Origin of the sequence: Aeromonas sp. QDB31 (genome assembly GCF_027707605.1) — a bacterium.
GTDB classification, from domain to species: domain Bacteria; phylum Pseudomonadota; class Gammaproteobacteria; order Enterobacterales; family Aeromonadaceae; genus Aeromonas; species Aeromonas media.
In genome coordinates, this window is the sequence record NZ_JAPCIX010000011.1 from 56907 (window position 1) to 75013 (window position 18107).

General features: G+C 60.8%; 16 protein-coding genes and 2 tRNA genes. 12 read left to right on the plus strand and 6 right to left on the minus strand.

Annotated elements, in window-relative coordinates; all coding sequences use genetic code 11:
- Positions 1 to 187: 187 nt before the first annotated feature.
- Positions 188 to 517 carry a carboxymuconolactone decarboxylase family protein gene (locus tag PG898_RS12920; RefSeq protein ID WP_024945875.1) on the minus strand — a complete coding sequence of 110 codons (330 nt, stop codon included), beginning with the start codon at positions 515 to 517 and terminating at the stop codon, positions 188 to 190.
- Positions 518 to 630: 113 nt separating this feature from the next.
- Between PG898_RS12920 and PG898_RS12925 the strand changes: the two genes are divergently transcribed.
- Entirely contained in the window at positions 631 to 1572 is a 942-nt protein-coding gene (locus PG898_RS12925; RefSeq protein ID WP_270824719.1) for an AraC family transcriptional regulator, read from the plus strand.
- 63 nt (positions 1573 to 1635) lie between these two features.
- Here PG898_RS12925 and PG898_RS12930 read toward each other — a convergent pair whose 3' ends face one another.
- Positions 1636 to 2130: a hypothetical protein gene (locus PG898_RS12930; protein WP_042648318.1), complete on the minus strand. Its 495-nt coding sequence runs from the start codon at positions 2128 to 2130 to the stop codon at positions 1636 to 1638.
- Between the two features lie 169 nt (positions 2131 to 2299).
- Between PG898_RS12930 and PG898_RS12935 the strand changes: the two genes are divergently transcribed.
- On the plus strand, positions 2300 to 4270 hold the full coding sequence (locus tag PG898_RS12935; protein WP_270824718.1) for a putative bifunctional diguanylate cyclase/phosphodiesterase: 1971 nt from the start codon (positions 2300 to 2302) through the stop codon (positions 4268 to 4270).
- Positions 4271 to 4373: 103 nt separating this feature from the next.
- On the opposite strand, the gene rraB is transcribed toward PG898_RS12935, so the two are convergent.
- Positions 4374 to 4709, minus strand: a complete 336-nt coding sequence (rraB, locus tag PG898_RS12940) for a ribonuclease E inhibitor RraB (protein ID WP_270824722.1) — start codon at positions 4707 to 4709, stop codon at positions 4374 to 4376.
- A gap of 495 nt (positions 4710 to 5204) precedes the next feature.
- Between rraB and PG898_RS12945 the strand changes: the two genes are divergently transcribed.
- Entirely contained in the window at positions 5205 to 7418 is a 2214-nt protein-coding gene (locus PG898_RS12945) for an immune inhibitor A domain-containing protein (protein ID WP_270824717.1), read from the plus strand.
- A gap of 419 nt (positions 7419 to 7837) precedes the next feature.
- Here the strand turns inward: PG898_RS12945 and PG898_RS12950 are convergent, their stop codons facing one another.
- Complete coding sequence (locus PG898_RS12950; RefSeq protein WP_270824716.1) at positions 7838 to 8167, minus strand: hypothetical protein; 330 nt, start codon at positions 8165 to 8167, stop codon at positions 7838 to 7840.
- Between the two features lie 136 nt (positions 8168 to 8303).
- On the opposite strand from PG898_RS12950, the gene galE reads away from it, so the two are divergent.
- The 5 genes from galE to PG898_RS12975 all read left to right on the plus strand — a co-directional run bounded on the left by galE (position 8304) and on the right by PG898_RS12975 (position 12962).
- Positions 8304 to 9317, plus strand: a complete 1014-nt coding sequence (gene galE, locus PG898_RS12955) for a UDP-glucose 4-epimerase GalE (RefSeq protein WP_270824715.1) — start codon at positions 8304 to 8306, stop codon at positions 9315 to 9317.
- Between the two features lie 51 nt (positions 9318 to 9368).
- Positions 9369 to 10415, plus strand: coding sequence for a UDP-glucose--hexose-1-phosphate uridylyltransferase (locus PG898_RS12960; RefSeq protein ID WP_270824714.1), 1047 nt, complete (start codon positions 9369 to 9371; stop codon positions 10413 to 10415).
- A complete protein-coding gene (gene galK, locus PG898_RS12965) occupies positions 10412 to 11563 on the plus strand; it encodes a galactokinase (protein WP_270824713.1) in 1152 nt (383 codons plus the stop codon). Before PG898_RS12960 ends, galK begins: the two co-directional genes overlap by 4 nt.
- The gene (locus PG898_RS12970) at positions 11560 to 12531 is read left to right on the plus strand and encodes a galactose-1-epimerase (RefSeq protein ID WP_270824712.1); all 972 of its coding nucleotides are present in this window, start codon (positions 11560 to 11562) and stop codon (positions 12529 to 12531) included. Before galK ends, PG898_RS12970 begins: the two co-directional genes overlap by 4 nt.
- 95 nt (positions 12532 to 12626) lie before the next feature.
- A complete protein-coding gene (locus tag PG898_RS12975) occupies positions 12627 to 12962 on the plus strand; it encodes a SemiSWEET family sugar transporter (protein ID WP_081805630.1) in 336 nt (111 codons plus the stop codon).
- A 149-nt stretch (positions 12963 to 13111) separates the two neighbouring features.
- On the opposite strand, the gene PG898_RS12980 is transcribed toward PG898_RS12975, so the two are convergent.
- On the minus strand, positions 13112 to 14131 hold the full coding sequence (locus tag PG898_RS12980) for a LacI family DNA-binding transcriptional regulator (protein ID WP_270824711.1): 1020 nt from the start codon (positions 14129 to 14131) through the stop codon (positions 13112 to 13114).
- Between the two features lie 325 nt (positions 14132 to 14456).
- On the opposite strand from PG898_RS12980, the gene PG898_RS12985 reads away from it, so the two are divergent.
- From PG898_RS12985 to PG898_RS13000, 4 genes are all read left to right on the plus strand, one after another.
- Positions 14457 to 15551 (plus strand): cellulase family glycosylhydrolase, encoded by a 1095-nt coding sequence (locus PG898_RS12985; protein ID WP_041205105.1) that lies wholly within the window; start codon positions 14457 to 14459, stop codon positions 15549 to 15551.
- Positions 15552 to 15614: 63 nt separating this feature from the next.
- Positions 15615 to 16961: an MFS transporter gene (locus PG898_RS12990; protein ID WP_043133176.1), complete on the plus strand. Its 1347-nt coding sequence runs from the start codon at positions 15615 to 15617 to the stop codon at positions 16959 to 16961.
- Between the two features lie 304 nt (positions 16962 to 17265).
- Positions 17266 to 17341 (plus strand) — tRNA-Phe (locus PG898_RS12995).
- Between the two features lie 5 nt (positions 17342 to 17346).
- A tRNA-Asn gene (locus PG898_RS13000) sits at positions 17347 to 17422 on the plus strand.
- Positions 17423 to 17486: 64 nt separating this feature from the next.
- Here PG898_RS13000 and PG898_RS13005 read toward each other — a convergent pair.
- Complete coding sequence (locus PG898_RS13005; RefSeq protein ID WP_080675078.1) at positions 17487 to 17708, minus strand: hypothetical protein; 222 nt, start codon at positions 17706 to 17708, stop codon at positions 17487 to 17489.
- Positions 17709 to 18107: the final 399 nt, after the last annotated feature.

Genomic DNA, 18107 nt, shown 5'->3' on the forward strand with positions numbered 1-18107 from the left:
CCAGCCGGGGGTTTTGTTTTTGGAAAGCGCAAACCATGGCCGGCAGGCCAGCCCGCAGACAAAAAAGCCACGCCCGTGGGGCGTGGCAAAGGTAGGCAGGGTCACTCAACTTGCTGGAACCGACAGGGACTGGCCGGCAGACCGACAACCTGGCGGCAGGGCGGCGTCAGAGCCGCCCCACCCTGGCTCAACGATCGATGGCGTCCAGCACCCGGGCGGAATAGACCATGGCGGCCCCGGCATTCATGGCAACGGCAACCCCCAGTGCATCGGCGATCTCCGCCCGGCTGGCCCCCTGCTTGAGGGCGGCATCGGCATGGACGGCGATGCAGCCATCGCAGCGGGTGGTAACGGCCACCGCCAGCGAGATGAGCTCGCGGGTCTTGCCATCGAGCACGCCGCTCTTGCTGCCGGCGGACGACAGCTGCTGATAACCCTTGAGGGTATCCGGGCTCAGGGTGCCCAGCTCCATGACGCGGCCCATCAACTGTTTACGGTATTGATCCCAGTCTTGCATCTTGACTCTCCGGTTTGGCAGAACAGGCCCCTGCCTGTTCGATGAAACCAGTATTGCATCGAGGAGTGAGTCTTTTAATACTTTAAAGACGCAATTAACAGTCAAATAGAATCATGAATCAGATAGACCAGCTGATCAGCCAGGCCGGCATCCAGGGCACGTTCGACCTGCGCTGCCTCTATCGCGGCGGTTTCAGACTGCCCCATGAGCAGAGCCCGGCCGGGGTGATGCCGTTTCACCTGCTGATGAAAGGAGAGATCCGGGTCAGCACGGCGCAGGGCGATGACGTGGTCCTGCGGCCGGGCGATCTGCTGCTGCTGCCCGGTGGCGAGCCCCATACCATCTGGCGGGAAGGCGACACCCTGGCCTTAGCCGAGCCGGGCGACGGGCTGCTGCCGCAGAGGGGCGACGGGCTGCTGCCGCAGAGGGGCGATGGCGGCGATCAGGTGGAGTTTCTGTGCGGCGAGTACCGCTATCAGGGACCGCTGCGGCCGCTGTTGCTGGATGCCCTGCCGAGCCCGCTCTGCATCCCGCTGCTCGCCAGCGAGTCGCAGCAGGCGCTGAGCCTGGTGCTCAGCCTGATCCGCCAGGAGTTGCTTCGCGAACAGCAGGGCTCGGGGGCGGTACTGACGGCCCTGAGTCAGGTGCTGCTGGCCATGGGGCTGCGGGCCCATGCCAGCGATCCACACGGGGCGCTCGGGCTGGTCGGCGCCCTGCAGGATCCCAGGCTGGGGCGCTCGCTGCAGGCCATGCTGGCCGACCCGGCCCACCCCTGGAGCGTGGATGAACTGGCGGCGCTGGCCGCCATGTCCCGCGCCACCTATTTTCGCCACTTTCGCCAGCGGCTGGGCTGCAGCGTCTGGGACGTCATGGTACGGGTGCGGATGGTGCGGGCGGCCGAGCTGCTGCGCCACCCGGATCAACTCCCCCTCGGCGAGGTGGCGCAGCGGGTCGGCTATCAGTCGGAGGCCTCCTTTGCCAAGGCATTCAAACAGTCGAGCGGGATGGCACCTGGCCGCTTTCGCCAGCAGGGCTGGCCTGCCCTGCCCGGCTAGCGGGCCAAAAACAAAAACCCCGTTGCAGGCAACGGGGTTTTCATGCGCTCCGGCAGGGCAGGATCAGTTGCCCAGGGTGGCGAACAGGCTCTGCTCCAGGCTGCCGCGGGAGACGCAGACCGGGGTGATGGAGGGGGCCAGCACGCGCTCGCCGGAGGACTCGACGAAGTAGAGCTGGGTGTTGCCCTTGACGTTGACGGTCGCCACGCTGTTGTTGCCGCTCTGGGTGATGATCAGGTTGATCTGCAGATTGGGGTTGCCCAGTGCAACCTTGGAACCCATGGTGCCGCAATCCAGCCACTCCAGCCCGTCGGCCGAGTTCTCGACGTTGGCAGTCATCAGACCTGAACCACGCTGGCTGTTTTCGATGTTGAGACCGTGATCGCCAAACCACTTCTCGGCGCGGGCCCACACCAGATCCACCGGAATTGCCATCTCCTGGGTGTTGTTGGTCGCTTTGGCAACCGGCGGGGTATAGCGGTACTGTTCGCCGCCATTGTTGTCACTGGCACAACCCACCATCAACAGGGCCAGGGCGCCCCCCATTATCTTCTTCATGCTGCTTCTCTCATCCATAAGGCCACCACAGGCCAATCGGCGGCTATTATGGCGATCACGACACAGACTGTCAGCAGGGATCCACATAAATGGTGGATTCTTAACCCAAGCTTTACAAAACTGACCTGTTATCATAGATTTGCTCGAAGTCTCCCCCGTGAGTGCTCACGTGAATTCTTCGCTCTCCCTGGCGCTGCTGCAGCAGATCATCGACCAGTTACCCATGAATATCTTCTGCCGGGATACGGCCGGACGGTACCTGTTTGCCAACAAGGCCTTCGCCCGGGAGGCAGGACTACAGCAGCCAAGCGACCTCGTCGGCAAGACGGACGCCGAGATGCCCTGGGGCGATCAGTTCCGTGAGGAGGACGTGCGCCTGCTGGCCGAAGGAAAACCCCTGCTGCACCAGCAATGGCACTGCCACAGTGGCGCCAACACCAACTGGATGGAGATCCACAAGGTGCCGCTCTATGACGAGCAGGGCAACCCCCTTGCCCTCTTTGCCATGGTCAGCGCCATCGATCAGCGCAAGGAGCTGGAGCAAACCTTCCGCCAGCAGCAACTGTTGCAGCGCCGCCTGCTGGATGCCATCCCGGATCTTATTCGCCTCGAAGATCACCAGGGCGTGCTCATCGACTGCAATCAGGCTTTTCTCGACTTCATGGGCCTGACGGCAAGCGACGCCCTGGGTCGACGAGTGCCCCCCCGTCTACCCGTCGAGCAGACCCTGGGACAGGGTGAATATTGCGTGGTGGATGCCCAGGGCAAGGGCCGCCATCTGGAAGTCACCCGGGTCGAAGTCCCGGACGACGAGGGTAACGCCCTCGGCATTCTCACCCTGAGCCGTGACATCACCGGACTGCGTACCACCCAGGCCCAGTTGCAGCAGGAGCAGCACTACGACAGCCTCACCGGCCTGCTCAAGCTCTCCCACTTCCTGCAGACCAGCCGCCACCTAGGCGCCCGCAAGGCCAGCCTGCTGTTGGTGGATCTGCAACATTTTCGCGAGATCAACGATCGCTTCGGCATCCGGGTCGCCGACCGCCTGCTCAGCCAGGTGGCGCGTCGCCTGCAACGGCTGGCGCCGCCTCAGTCCCTGCTCTGCCGGGTCGCTGCCGATGACTTCGCCCTGCTGCTGCCCGAGCTTCCCCTCTCCCTGGATGAGTGGAGCCGCAACCTGCAACAGGAACTGATGGCCCCCTACCAGGTCGAGGAGCACAGGATCCAGATCCCGGTCTTCCTCGGCATCGCCCACGGCAAGGCCAAGGAGGCCGAGCGCCTGCTGAGTCACGCGGAGGCCGCGCTGGCACAGGGCAAACGCCAGCAGCAGCACTGCACCCTGTTCGATCCCGATCTCAATGCCAAGCTCAAGCGCCGTCAGCTCATCGCCGCCCAGTTGCCGCTGGCCATCAAATCGGCCGAGCTGACCGCCGTCTACCAGCCTATCATCTGCACCCACAGCAACCGGCTGCACGGGGCCGAGTTGCTCTGCCGCTGGCCCCACCCCGAGTTCGGCATGATCTCCCCCGATGAGTTCATCCCCCTGGCGGAAGAGCTGGGCCTCATCGGCCAGCTCGGTCAACTGATGCTGGAGCTGGGCTGTGCCCAGCTGGCGCGCTGGCAGGTGGCGGCCCCTGACCTGGTGCTCTCCATCAACCTGTCACCGCTGCAGTTCCGCGATCCCGAACTCTGCCCGCAGATCTTCGCCTGCATCGAGCGCCACGGGCTCGCCCCCTGGCAACTGGAGCTGGAGATCACCGAAGGGGTACTGATGGAGAATGCCGACGAGATAGAGAGCAATCTGGCCTGCCTCATCGAGGCGGGCTTCCAGCTCGCCATCGACGATTTCGGCACGGGTTACTGCTCGCTCGCCTACCTGCCGCGGCTGCAGGTGGCGACCCTCAAGCTGGACAAGAGCTTCACCCAGGGACTGGCCAGCAACCAGGCCACCACCGCCATCGTCCGCTCCGTCATCGGTCTGGGTCATGAACTCGGCATCAGGATCACCGCCGAAGGGGTAGAAACGGTAGAGCAGCAGGCCTGGCTGGTACAGGCTGGCTGCGATCGACTGCAGGGCTATCTGTTCAGTCGCCCCCTGCCCCCCGGGGAGTTTGCCAGCAACTACCAGTTGCCAGCTTGACCCGCCACCAACAACGAGGCCACCCCAGGGGTGGCCTTTTGATTGTCTGGCAGTGGATCAGCCGTCATGGACCATGATGCACACAGCCGCCGCCGACCCAGGCTTACTCCTGGAAGTAAGTGCCCCAACCGTCGTAGTCCACACCGTACTTTTCCAGAATAGGCAGCATCTTCTCGATGTCAGAGACGATGGTCTCGATATCCAGCTTGCACTCCACGGTAGCATCGAAGCAGAAGATGCTGGCGCCGTCGTCCAGTTCCATCTCCTCGGCATCGGTCACTTCGAAGCCGGCCTTGAACAGGTCAACCGCCGCCTTCTCCAGCAGATCGAAGTCCTGACAGGCAAAGTGGTGCTCAATCTCGTAGTCCAGATCCGGGTTGCTGCCATCGGCCAGCAGCTCGTTGACGATGGCGGTGGTCTCTTCGCGCCACTCTTGCATGTTGATACTCATATAAACCCCAGACGGTATTGGATGGATGTAGCCCCTGCTGGCGGGCACGCTGCGGCCGTGTCGGCCCGCTCGCCGCCAGGGGGTGGTTGCGGCAAAGCATACCCGCAGAGCGCAACGGGCTCAATGCGGCGAACCAAGATAACTGCCTCTCAAGCCTCCTCCCAAATGGTGGTGTCCGCAAAAAGGTTAAAAAAGTGTAATAACCCATCATTGGCAGGCATCACCCATAGATACCTTCATCCTCCGGCACAAGACAGTCAAAACACATCACACACTCCTTTCGGGTCAGCGTTTTCCACCATTGAGGTGCTGATGACAAAGGACCAATCCAAAGGCATAAAGGGACGCGGGTGAATCACTCCCCGTCCGGAAAAGGAGCCCGACGGGCTCCTTTCTGATCATGTGAAGGAGCACATTGCAATGCCCAAAACAACAATAACGAGCCTGCTTATCGGCTCGACCCTTATGATTGGAAACCATGTCATGGCCGCCCCGGTCCATGGCCCCTTCGATGCCCCCCTCGCCGACGAGGTGAAGGTGCTGGAGATGCTCAAGAAGAGCGGCCGGATCCCGACCCTGGCCTCCCCCGAGATGGAGCAGGCGGCCCTGACCCGCTATTACCGCGACAAGTCACGGGTCTACAACGGCAACAGTGGCACCCTGGCGGTGAAAGAGGGCAAGGTACGGGAGCGCATCCTCAAGAAGATCCGCCTGAACGGCACCGCCCGCCCCGGCGATCGGGTGCCCACCCTGCTGCTCAAGGCCATCGAGAAGGAGCATTACAGGGGCAAGATGCGCAAGGACAAGATCCTCGCCATCCTGGTGGACTTCCCCGACTACCCGAAGAACAGCGTTACCCCCGAGCTCACCAAGATGTACTACCCGGACTACAGCCAGGCGCACTACAACGATCTGCTGTTCTCGTCCAAAGGCTATGCCGGTCCGAACGGTGAACGCTTCATCTCCATGCGCCAGTTCTACGAGCAGCAGTCCGGCCAGAGCTACAGCGTGCGCGGTAAGGTGGCGGGTTGGTACACAACCAGGAAGGACGCGGCCTACTACGGCAGCAACCAGAACGAAACGGCGGTACGGGAGCTGGTGAAGGAGGCGCTGGCGCAGGTGGCGGCAGATCCTGCCATCGATCTGGCCGAGTTTGATCAGGAGGATCGTTACGATCTCAATGGCAACGGCAACCGGGACGAGCCGGACGGCCTCATCGACCACCTGATGATCTTCCACGCCAGCGTCGGCGAAGAGGCGGGGGGTGGCGATCTCGGCGAGAATGCCATCTGGGCCCATCGCTGGAACCTGGGCGCCCCCTACCCCATCCCCGGCACCAGCAGCCCGAACGGCGATTTCGGCGGCCAGTTCGCCGCCTACGACTACACCATCCAGCCCATCGATGCGGCGGCCGGGGTCTGTGCCCACGAATATGGCCACGATCTGGGATTGCCGGACGAGTACGACACCAAGTACAGCGGCAAGGGGGAACCGGTGGCGACCTGGTCCATCATGTCCTCAGGCTCCTGGGCCGGGGTCATCGGCGGCACCGAGCCGACCGGCTTCTCACCCTGGGCCAAGGAGTTCCTGCAGGCCTCCCTCGGGGGCAACTGGCTGCACGGCAGCAATGTGCAGCTTGCCGATCTCAACCCACGCGGCAACGTCTACATGCTGGATCAGGCCAACGACAAGGGACGCAACGACGACGTGGTGCGCATCAACCTGCCCGCCAAACAGGTGCCCCTCAACCCGCCCTATGCCGGTCAGTACCAGTACCACGGCGGCAAGGGCAACAACCTGGACAACCGCATGAGCCTCAAGCTGGATCTCAGCGGCAGGCAGAGCGCCAGCCTGCTCTTCAAGGCCTGGTATCAGATCGAAGATGGCTTTGACTACGGTCGGGTGCTGGTCAACGGCGAACCCATCCCAGGCAACCTGACCACCAGTGACGATCCGAACGGGATCGGCTTCGGGGTCGGCATCACCGGCAACTCCAACGGCTGGACCGATGCCGAGTTCGACCTCACCCCCTGGGCCGGCCAGCAGATCACCCTCACCCTGCAATACCAGAGCGATGGCGGCGTGGCCGAAAACGGGCTGTTCGTGGACGAGCTGCAGATCCTCGCCGATGGCGACACCCTGCTGAGCGACGGGGCCGAGGGCAGTGCGGCCTTTACCCTGGCCGGCTTTGTGAAGAACGATGGCAACGAGGCCAAGGATCACTATTACCTGGCCGAGTGGCGCAACCATGCGGGGGTGGACAAGGGGCTGGCCCACATCAACGTGGCCGACCAGCTGATGCGCTACGAGCCGGGTATGCTGCTCTGGTACGTGGACAGCAGCCAGGCTAACAACTGGGTGGGCCAGCACCCGGGTGAAGGCTTCCTCGGGGTGGTGGACGGGGATCAGCGCACCCTCACGTGGAGCGATGGGGCCGTGGCCGGCACTCGTTACCAGATCCACGATGCTGCCTTCGGCCTGGGCTTCCAGCGCCCTCTCGACCTCAAACATCCGAGCGGCTCCCTGCTGCGCGACTTCTGGATCACCCCGAACCGGGTGTTCAAGGATTCCCGCAGCTACCAGAGCAAGGAGATCCCGGACGCCGGTCGTCTGCTACCCGAATATGGACTCAAGATCAGCGTTACCGGTCAGGCCCGCGACATGAGCACCGGGAGGATCATCGTCAGCCGTCACTGAGTCATGGCATGAATCCACCGGGTTCAGGCCCAAATGCCAGTCAGTTAAGTCTGACTGGCATTATTTTTATTCGCTTTTTTCATACTTAACCGCTGCGGTGCGGCCTCAGCACATCGCGGGGAATGCGGCCCTGTGATGGGGAGAGCAAACTGCCCGCAGGTCGCTCCAGACCGGTTTACCCGCCCCGGAATATTGCCCGGTGTCCTGGTGGTAACCCTGCCGGTTGTTGAGGGCGATGTCGCATTCCTTCAAGGTCATGCTTTAGCTGTTGAGCAGCGCCAAACCGGGCGGACACAAGGCATCATCGCTCCTTCCTCTCACTTGGTACCTTGCTGTTCCCCCTTCTGGGCTTCACACCTCTTGCGATCAGCAATTCGATCGCTTCCCGCTCCTGCTGGCGCGGTGAAAAACAGTGTCCATCAGCAGGCGCAACCCCGTTTCATGGTGCTCTCCTTGGCCGAGGCACAGAGGCAGGGCTTGCCCATATGGCCAACCGCCACCATGGTGTCGTTGGTCTGGCTGACCAGAGCCCGGGCGTTGGGGGTGTAGTCCAGTTCGGCCGTGGCCTTCTGCATCACCTCGCGGAAGGCGACACTGACATTGGGCGAGCGGCCCTTTTGTGGAATCGTTACCACTTTAGCGCCAACCACGTGCGCAACATCCTTGATGGCGCCCGCGCAGCCTTTACTCTCCTCACGGTCGAAACGGGCAACAATGCACGTAAAAAGCGCCGACAACTTGATAGCCACAGGTAAAGGTCCATTCTCACAACAAGTGTAATCGTTTACACAACTACATGACATACATCACGGTTTAAGTAATCTGGCTTCGGCTAAACTCCTGCTCAGACTTTCCTTGCGTGAGGCACGAACGGTGGAGAAGAGGATGAGAGTACTGGTGACCGGCGGTTGCGGCTATATCGGCAGCCACACCTGTCTGGCCTTGCAGGCGGCAGGCATGGAACCCGTGGTGGTGGACAACCTCTGCAACAGCAAGGCCGCCGTGCTGACACGGGTTGCCGCCATCAGCGGGCAGCGGCCCCGCTTCTATCAGGGGGACATCCGTGACCCGGCACTGCTGGACAGCATCTTCGCCGAGCAGCAGATCGACGCCGTGATCCACTTCGCCGCCCTGAAAGCGGTCGGCGAATCGACCCGGATCCCCCTCGAATACTATGAAAACAACCTGAGCGGCACCCTGGTGCTGCTGCAGGCGATGAAGCGGGCCGGGGTTCACAACCTGGTGTTCAGCTCCTCGGCCACCGTCTACGGCGACCCGTCCAGCACCCCCATCCGGGAAGATTTCCCGCGCAGCGCCACCAACCCCTATGGCCGCTCCAAGCTGATCATCGAGGAGATCCTCGAGGATCTGCAGGCCGCCGAGCCCCACTGGAGCATGACCCTGCTGCGCTACTTCAACCCGGTCGGCGCCCACGAATCCGGCACCCTGGGGGAAGATCCCCAGGGCATCCCCAACAATCTGATGCCCTATATCACCCAGGTGGCCATTGGCCGTCGCGACTGCCTCTCGGTCTTTGGAAACGATTACAACACTCCGGACGGCACCGGGGTACGCGACTACATCCATGTGATGGATCTCGCCGAGGGGCACGTCAAGGCGCTGCACCACTGCGCGGGGCGAGGCGGCGTCCACCCTTACAACCTGGGCACGGGCCAGGGCCAGAGCGTGCTGCAGATGGTGGCCGCGTTCTCAGCCGCCTGCGGCAAGCCACTGCCTTATCGCATTGAACCCAGGCGCCCGGGCGACATCGCCGAATGCTGGGCCGATCCCGCCAAGGCACAGCGCGAACTGGGCTGGCATGCCACCCGGGATCTCGCCGCCATGTGCGCCGACAGCTGGCGCTGGCAATCCGCCAACCCGAACGGTTACGAGGAGTAGGCCTGCCGGCCTGCCCGTTACGATTTTCTCAACTCATTGACTGGAGTGATGATGTTCAACCCTGTTGATCACCCCCACCGCCGTTTCAACCCGCTGACCGGCCAGTATGTGCTGGTCTCCCCCCACAGGGCCAAGCGCCCCTGGCAGGGTCAGGTCGAAAAAATAAGCCAGGCGCCGAGCCAGTCCCACGATCCGGACTGCTTCCTCTGCGCCGGCAACAAGCGCGTCACCGGCGACCAGAACCCCGACTATCGGGACACCTTCGTCTTCACCAACGACTTCGCTGCCCTGATGCAGGACACCCCGGCCGCCGGCGGCGAGCAGGATCCCCTGCTCAAGCTGGAAGCCGCTCGTGGTACCAGCCGGGTCATCTGCTTCTCGCCGGATCACGGCAAGACCCTGCCCGAACTGCCCCTGCCCGCCATCGAGGCGGTGATCACCACCTGGATGAGCCAGGTCGCCGAGCTGTCGAGCCAGTGGGAATGGGTGCAGGTGTTCGAGAACAAGGGCGCCGTCATGGGCTGCTCCAACCCTCACCCCCATGGCCAGCTGTGGGGCAGCGACTTCCTGCCCAACGAGATAGTCCGCGAAGAGCAGCACCAGCGCACCTGGCTGGCCGAGCACGGCCGCCCGCTGCTGCTGGACTATGTGGAGCGGGAGCTGAAAGACAGATCCCGCATCGTGGTGGAGACCGCACACTGGCTGGCAGTGGTGCCCTTCTGGGCGGCCTGGCCGTTCGAGACCTTGCTGCTGCCCAAGGCCCATGTACCCTCAATGCTGGATCTCACCCGGGAGCAGCAAGAAGATCTGGCGGTGGCGCTCAAGGAGCTCACCAGCCGCTACGACAACCTGTTCGAGTGCAGCTTCCCCTACTCCATGGGCTGGCATTTCGCGCCGCCGAACTCGGACTGCCCCGAGGCCTGGCAGTTGCACGCCCACTTCTACCCGCCCCTGCTGCGCTCGGCCACGGTGCGCAAGTTCATGGTGGGCTTCGAGATGCTGGCAGAAACCCAGCGGGACCTGACGCCGGAACAAGCCGCGGAACGCCTGCGTTCCCTCTCCCCCGTTCATTACAAAGCCAATGAGGTGACCCCATGACTCCCAGCCAACGCGTCAGTGCCGTGTTTGCCGAGCAGTTTGAGCAACAACCCGACCTGCTGGTGCGCGCCCCCGGCCGCGTCAACCTCATCGGCGAGCACACCGACTACAACGACGGCTTCGTGCTGCCCTGTGCCATCGACTACGAGACCTGCGTCGCCATCGGCCGGCGCAGCGACAACCTGGTGCACGTGATCGCCGCCGACTACGGCAACCAGCGGGATCTGTTCAGCCTGGACAAGCCCATCACCCATCACCCGGACCAGCGCTGGAGCGACTACATCCGCGGCGTGGTGAAACACCTTCAGGCCCGTGGCCACGCCCTGCGCGGCCTCAACCTGGTGGTCTCCGGCAACGTGCCCCAGGGCACCGGCCTCTCCTCGTCCGCCTCCCTGGAGGTGGCCATCGGTCAGGCCTTCAAGGAAGCCCAGGGGCTTGCCATCAGCCAGGCCGAGATTGCCCTCAACGGCCAGCAGGCGGAGAACCAGTTTGTCGGCTGCAACTGCGGCATCATGGATCAGATGATCTCCGCCAGCGGCGAACGGGATCACGCCCTGCTGCTGGACTGCCGCACCCTGGAGACCCGTCTCATCCCCATGCCCGCAGATCTGGCGGTGCTGATCGTCAACTCCAACGTGCGCCGCGGCCTGGTGGACAGCGAATACAACACCCGCCGCCAGCAGTGCGAGACCTCCGCCCGTCACTACGGGGTCAAGGCGCTGCGCGACCTGGATCTGGCCGCACTGGAAGCGGGTAAGGCCGGACTGGACGAGGCCTGCTACCGCCGTGCCCGCCACGTGGTGGGGGAAAACGCCCGCACTCTGGCCGCCGCTGACGCCCTGGCGAGCGGCGATCTGGTACGCCTCGGCGAACTGATGGGGCAGTCTCATGCCGCCATGCGCGATGACTTCGAGATCACGGTGCCCGCCATCGACGGTCTGGTGGAGATCATCAAGGCCCAGATCGGCAGCGAAGGCGGCGTGCGGATGACCGGCGGCGGCTTCGGCGGCTGCGTGGTGGCCCTGCTGCGCCCGGAGCGGGTGAACGAGGTGATCGCCGTGGTCGAGGCCCAGTACCCGGCCCGGTTTGGCCTCCAGGCGGACTGCTATGTCTGCCGCGCCAGCGCCGGGGCGGGGGTCATCGCATGAAAGAGTTCCATCTGCGAAATGCAGCGGGTCTGCGGTTGAGCGTGCTCGATTTCGGGGCAACGCTCACCGCCCTCGAGATCCCGGTCAGCGGCACGTCTCGCAATGTGCTGCTGGCCTGTGATCCTGTGGATTATCCTGAGCAGCGCGCTTATTTGGGCTCGATCGTGGGGCGTTTCGCCAATCGTATCGGCAACGCCCGTCTGGAGCGGGATGGGCAAGAATGGCAGATCGATGCCAACGAGGGCACCACCTGCCTGCACGGGGGCAGCCACTCCCTGCACAACCGGGAGTGGCAACTGGCCGAGCTGGCCGAAGATCGCATCCGTCTGCAAACCCGGCTGGCCGACGGCGAGCAGGGTTTCCCTGGCAATCTGGACGTGACGGTGGAATACCGGCTGGAGCAGACCGATCTGGTGATCGCGTTGAGCGCCACCACAGATGCACCGACCCCGGTCAACCTCACCAGCCACGCCTATTTCAATCTGGATGGCGGTAACGTGCGTGACCATCGCATCACCATCAATGCGGATCGCTATCTGCCGACCGATGAGCACTCGCTGCCGCTTGGCATCGCACCGGTCGAAGGGGTATTCGATTTGCGGCATGGCAAGCGGGTCGGGGAGCAGTGGATGACCCACTCGCAGCAGGAGAAATGCCTGGGATTCGATCACTGCTTCTTGTTTGATGACGCCTCGTCCGCACCACAGGCCACTCTGATGGCAGGGGATGGCAGCCTGCTCATGGAGATGCATACCGACCAGCCGAGCGTCCAGCTCTACACCGGCAACTGGTTGGCCGGCGCGCCCAAGCGCGGGGGTGGGCATTGGGGAAACTATCAGGGGATCTGTCTGGAGGCGCAGCAATTGCCAGACAGCCCGAACCGTCCAGAATTGGGCGACCCTTGGTTGATGCCAGGTGAACGTTATCAACACGTTACCCGTTATCGGCTCATCCCGGTCGTGGCGTGACTCATTGAAGGGGCGCGTCAAGTCGCCCCTTTGTCGCACCTCTTCCGCCCATCGGCTTCATCATGACCGCATTCAACACAGAAAAGGAACGAAACATGCTGCCCGCAGCTTTATGGCCTCGCGCCATTGCGATATCAGTCGTGCTTTGCGTCTCGGTATTATGGCTTGATGCCGATTATCTCGGCCTATGCGCAGCCTTCTTGACCACAGGATCTTTTGCACTACAAGTGCTGCAGATACTGAAAACCAGGGAGACCAAAGCGATCTCGAACAGCATGTATCTCGCGTTCAGTTGCGGCGTGCTGTGCTGGCTGGTGTATGGCCTTCAGATCGGCGACATCCCCCTTATCATTGCCAATGCCATCACGCTGGCCTTGGCATGCACAGTGTTGCTGCTCAAACTGAAAAACGAATATCTACGCATTCATTAGCTGACCGAGTGGTGGACAAGGCCACTCAGTACCCATCATGGGCTTCTCATTTTTGATTCTTACCACACACTTTCGCGGGCATGACGGCATAAATCTCAGCACGATCCGTGGCATAAGGCGTCGCTGTGCCACAGGCCGTCGAGAGGGGGTCAAAGGCGGTTAACTGGCTGGCCCCTGGTCGAGGCGCGGATCAGCAACTCGCCCTCCAACTTCATCTGCAAAGCGATGGGCTTCTCTCCTTGCGCCAGTTGCAACAAGGTATCCACCGCCTGTTTGCCCATCTCGTCGTAAGGCAGTTCAATGGAACTCAAAGGAGGCTCCATTTCGCTGGCCAGCATCTGGTTGTCGTGGCCGGCCACCAGAATGTCTTCCGGGATGCGCAACCCCGCCTCGGCAATCGCCTGATAGCAACCCTGGGCCATGTAATCGCTGCAACAGAAGATGCCATCAGGCGGCTGAGGCAGTGCCAGCAGTTGCCGGGTCTGTTCATAGGCCTCGTGCAGCGACCAGTTGCCCACGCGCACCCATTGTGGTTCAGGGATCAGATCGTGGTTGATCAGCGCCTGACGATACCCTTCCAACCGCAGGCTGTTCGCTTCCATCCAGGGCTCTCCCTGAATAAGTGCGACCCGTTTGCAACCTTGATCCAGCAGGTGTGCCGTCACCTTATAGCCCGCTAACTTATCGGCAGGCAGGATGGAATAGCGCTCGGGCAAGCTCGTGGCTTCCAGATAACAGTTGAGCAACACGGTAGGTACCTGTGGGGAGAGCTCCATCTCGGCGAGTTGCCTTGTCATGGAGGAGGCGAAGATCATCCCCAGATAATCCCCCTGATTGATCTCCTGTTCGATCAGTCTGGTGAGCTCCGCGCTGTTGCGATAATCGAAGGTAACCAACATGCGATCAGCCTCCCAAGCACGTTCATTGCAGGCATTGATCGCATCGAGAAAAGGGTCATAGGAGGTGAGGCCATTGAATACGAAAGCAATTTTTCGCGCAGATGGCCCCCTGGGTAGATGTTCGGCTCGCTTATGCTGGTAACCCAGCTCGACCGCTTTCTCGAGCACTCTGCGCCGTGTTTCGTCCGCCAGCTTGATGGTGGTCGAGCCATTGAGCACGAGTGAGACCGTTGATTGGGAGACGCCAGCAGCCGCGGCGATGGCACTCATGGTGATGCGTTTATTGTTCATCGGTATGACCATAATGTGAGCGGTACCGCCCAGATAATAATATTAATTATTTACCTTCCATCATGACTCATGATTACGGGCATGAGCAAGTAGTACAAGCGCTTTCGGAGACGATACAGGAGTTATCTGGCACAAAGCGATAACCCCGAGGAGACAACAGCTCGCCAACTCCAACTTGAAAACACCTTAAATTTGTTCGTTTTGTGACTGATCCCAGAATTCTATCCTTCATCATTTGCAACCAAAGTTATTAGCTAATAATAATTAGCAAATAGACACAAATAATTAGTAAAGAGGTTCTCCGATGGCGGTACAACAGTGGTCAACAGAACGGGCTTGGCAGTGGTGGGATAAACAACCTTGGCTACTGGGCTTCAACTACCTGCCCCGTACGGCGGTCAACTGGACCGAGATGTGGCAGGCCGAGACCTTCGATCCCACCATCATCGATCAGGAGTTGGCCTGGGCCAGCGAACTGGGCTACAACACCCTGCGCACCAATTTGCCGTTTATTGTCTGGCAACATGATCGTGATGGCCTGATCGCACGGATCGAGCAATTCCTCACCCTGTGCGGCAAACACGATATCCGCGTGATGATGACCCTGATGGATGACTGCGGTTTTTCTGGTGATCATCCCTATTTGGGTAGTCAGAAACCACCGCGGGACGATGTTCACAACAGTCAGGCGGCAGCAAGTCCAGGCCGCAACATCGTCACTGACCCGACCCAATGGCACGAGCTGGAGCGTTACATCCGCGATCTGGTGCGTACCTTCGCCAATGACGAACGGATCTTCATCTGGGATCTCTACAACGAGCCGACCAACCGCGGCATCTTCTCGGAAGGCGATGTCGAGGTGCGTTTCGATGAATCGCTGGAGACATATGCCCACTATCTGATGGAACTGGCCTTCGTCTGGGCCCGGGAGGAGAACCCCATCCAGCCGCTCACCGTCGGCGCCTGGCATGCCCCCTACAGCATCGGTCAGGGAGATGCGGAATTTACCCCGGAAAACACCTTCACCCACCCCACCGACCGGCGGGCCATGGCGCTGTCTGATGTCATCACCTTCCACTCCTATCAGCGCATGGAGGGGTTGAAGATCTCTCTGGAGGTGGTCGGCAGCTATCGCCGTCCTATGCTCTGCACCGAGTGGCTGGCACGCCATGTCGGCAGCACGGTGGAGCAGCAATTACCCCTGTTCAAGGAGCTGAAGATTGGCGCCTATCAGTGGGGCCTGGTGAAAGGCAAAACCCAGACCCATTTACCCTGGCCCTTCGTTCGCAATATCGACCCCGACTGGCGCCGGGTCTGGTTCCATGATCTGCTGGAAGAGGACGGCACCCCCTACTCCGCCAGCGAAACAGCACTTATCCGCGCATTGACCCGCTCATAACACAAGAAGGACGCCACAGCGGTGGCGCTCTTCACAACCCATTCATGTCCTAGAGGTTGGCAGATGACAGACCAAAAGATACAAAATAGAGAGCTGGCGGGATATTTCAGCTACGCCGTCGGGCAATGCCTCAGCTTCGGCCTGGTGGGTTCCTTCATTCTCTATTTTTACACCGATATTCTTGGAATATCGCCTGCTGCGGCCGGGGCCATTTTCCTCGTCGCCCGTATTTGGGATGCCATCAACGATCCCCTCATTGCCGGCTATATGGATACGCTGAATTTCAAGCGCGGCAAATTTACCCCCTATATGTTGTGCGTGCCCTTCCTGATCGCGGGCGTCACCTCCCTCAGCTTCATCGGCCTGGATCTGCCGATGGCGACCAAGGTGGCCTATGCGGCGGTGACCTATATCGCCTGGGGCATGATCTACACCCTCTCCGATGTGCCGTTCTGGACCATGTCGTCTGTCATGAGCCAGGAGCCGCAAGAGCGCGCCAAAGCCGTGACCGTCGCCATGCTGGGGGTCAATATCGGCATCGGCGGTGCCTCCATCATCTTCCCGAAGCTCACCGAGCTGTTTGCCGCGACCAGCAGCACCAAGGGCTACATGGAAGGCGCCCTCTGCCTGATGCTGATCGCCCTGCCGCTGATGGTGATCGGCGCCAGCCAGATGAAGGAGCGCGTCAAGCCCAACCCGGATGACAAGATCACCATCAGGGACTCCTTCCGCGTCCTGCGGGCCAACAAACCGCTGGCTTATGTGCTGGGCTCCTTCTTCTGCAATGTCTTCTTCAACCTGGCGACCGGGCTCTACATCTTCTTCTTCACCTACAACATGGGTGACGCCGGGTTGCTCTCGGTGATGGGGACCATAGGCGTGGCCACCTCCATGGCCTGCATGCTGGTGCCGGTGTTGACCAAGCGCTTCAGAAAACGTGATCTCTTCCTGATGCTCACTATGCTGGAGATCGCCCTGCGCGTCGGTTTCTACACGGCGGGTTACGACAACCTGATATTGGTGTTCGGCTTCCTCGCCCTGATCCATGCCGCCAACGTCATCACCAACCCGCTGATCTCCGCCATGCTCAGCGAAACTATTGAATACGCAGAACTAAAATCTGGTCGCCGCTGTGCCGCCATCGCCTTCTCAGGGCAGACCTTTACCGGAAAATTAGCCTGGGCCATTGCGGGCGGGATCTCCGGCACCCTGCTGATCTGGCTTGGTTATCAACCGAATACAGCGCAGACTCAAGCAACGATGGATGGGCTGTTTATCTGTATATCTCTGGTACCAATCTTGGGCAGCATAATGCGTATTATTATCATGACACGGTACAACTTCACCGAAGATAAACATGCCAGGGTGCGTCACGCCTTGATAAAATGGCGCTCGAACAACCCTATTTAAACTGACTGAATGGTGTAACCTGGTTCGGTGTCTGGCGATAACTAGATCTGTACAACCCATATCTATCAAGATCTGCTGACATAGCTCCCCGCTAGCCCTCAAAAGGGCTACGACTGAGTGGCAAGTTATCCAATTTAAGGATGAATAGCCTTGAGTTTCGTAGAAACTGGACTGATCCCCGGTGTTGGATCAGGGACTCCTTGCACAGTATCTCGCCACTTGGTTCACCCTATGCAAAAACATGCCAGAAACTGGGGCTGCAAGGTTGACACCCCAGTCCAGAAAGGGTTTAATGCGCGCCGTTGCCCAGATAGCTCAGTCGGTAGAGCAGGGGATTGAAAATCCCCGTGTCGGCGGTTCGATTCCGTCTCTGGGCACCAATAATTCCTCCTTAGTTCAGTCGGTAGAACGGCGGACTGTTAATCCGTATGTCGCTGGTTCAAGTCCAGCAGGAGGAGCCAAATTCGAAAGGCCTGCTCATCTGAGCGGGCCTTTCTGCATCTCCCCTTCCCGAAATGTCATCCCCTAATAGCGATTCTCGTCACCGTGCCAGACATGACCGGCAGAACATGCCCGGGCGACCTCGTGACAAGGATCATCGGCATGAGAGCGGAAGAAGTGCTGATCTTGTTGCAGCAGGAGCGAACTCATCGAGTGGCTGATACCGGCCAGAGCCTCGCCAGCGGTCAATCCTGCAACCCGGTGATCTGTGGCCAAATGAGCCAGTACCCTTTCACGACTATTCATGATCGCCTCCCTCTGTGGATCCCGTCGTAAATTGACCATAGCAGCAGGTATCAGACTACCGCAAACCCGCGCCAGCAAAGGGCTCCAGGCCGGTCCACCCCTGCCGAAAAAGGGAGACAAATGAAAAGGCCCACCCTGTCGGACGGGCCTTCCATACCTGCTAGCCGCCGTTACAGGCCGCCAGCAACAGGGTCGCCCCGCAGGTGGCGCTGAATACCAGCAACCCCGCCTGCAGCACTCCCTCAGGATCCGTCTCTTTTCTTCTCTTTCTGAACCTTGTCCATCGCGGCTTCATCGAGCCCACCTCGTCCTGTTGTGTCCAGCTCCCCTGCCCTCTTCGGCAGGCCGCTCATCTTGATCCCGGTTCAGCTCAAGGTCAATCGGTCCGCAACCATAAAC

What these genes read in the sequence shown, in the direction of transcription:
- PG898_RS12920 (WP_024945875.1), bottom strand. Translation starts at nt 517, where the DNA reads ATGCAAGACTGGGATCAATACCGTAAACAGTTGATGGGCCGCGTCATG.
- PG898_RS12925 (WP_270824719.1), top strand. Translation starts at nt 631, where the DNA reads ATGAATCAGATAGACCAGCTGATCAGCCAGGCCGGCATCCAGGGCACG.
- PG898_RS12930 (WP_042648318.1), bottom strand. Translation starts at nt 2,130, where the DNA reads ATGAAGAAGATAATGGGGGGCGCCCTGGCCCTGTTGATGGTGGGTTGT.
- rraB (WP_270824722.1), bottom strand. Translation starts at nt 4,709, where the DNA reads ATGCAAGAGTGGCGCGAAGAGACCACCGCCATCGTCAACGAGCTGCTG.
- PG898_RS12945 (WP_270824717.1), top strand. Translation starts at nt 5,205, where the DNA reads ATGGCCGCCCCGGTCCATGGCCCCTTCGATGCCCCCCTCGCCGACGAG.
- galE (WP_270824715.1), top strand. Translation starts at nt 8,304, where the DNA reads ATGAGAGTACTGGTGACCGGCGGTTGCGGCTATATCGGCAGCCACACC.
- PG898_RS12960 (WP_270824714.1), top strand. Translation starts at nt 9,369, where the DNA reads ATGTTCAACCCTGTTGATCACCCCCACCGCCGTTTCAACCCGCTGACC.
- galK (WP_270824713.1), top strand. Translation starts at nt 10,412, where the DNA reads ATGACTCCCAGCCAACGCGTCAGTGCCGTGTTTGCCGAGCAGTTTGAG.
- PG898_RS12970 (WP_270824712.1), top strand. Translation starts at nt 11,560, where the DNA reads ATGAAAGAGTTCCATCTGCGAAATGCAGCGGGTCTGCGGTTGAGCGTG.
- PG898_RS12975 (WP_081805630.1), top strand. Translation starts at nt 12,627, where the DNA reads ATGCTGCCCGCAGCTTTATGGCCTCGCGCCATTGCGATATCAGTCGTG.
- PG898_RS12980 (WP_270824711.1), bottom strand. Translation starts at nt 14,131, where the DNA reads ATGAGTGCCATCGCCGCGGCTGCTGGCGTCTCCCAATCAACGGTCTCA.
- PG898_RS12985 (WP_041205105.1), top strand. Translation starts at nt 14,457, where the DNA reads ATGGCGGTACAACAGTGGTCAACAGAACGGGCTTGGCAGTGGTGGGAT.
- PG898_RS12990 (WP_043133176.1), top strand. Translation starts at nt 15,615, where the DNA reads ATGACAGACCAAAAGATACAAAATAGAGAGCTGGCGGGATATTTCAGC.
- PG898_RS13005 (WP_080675078.1), bottom strand. Translation starts at nt 17,708, where the DNA reads ATGAATAGTCGTGAAAGGGTACTGGCTCATTTGGCCACAGATCACCGG.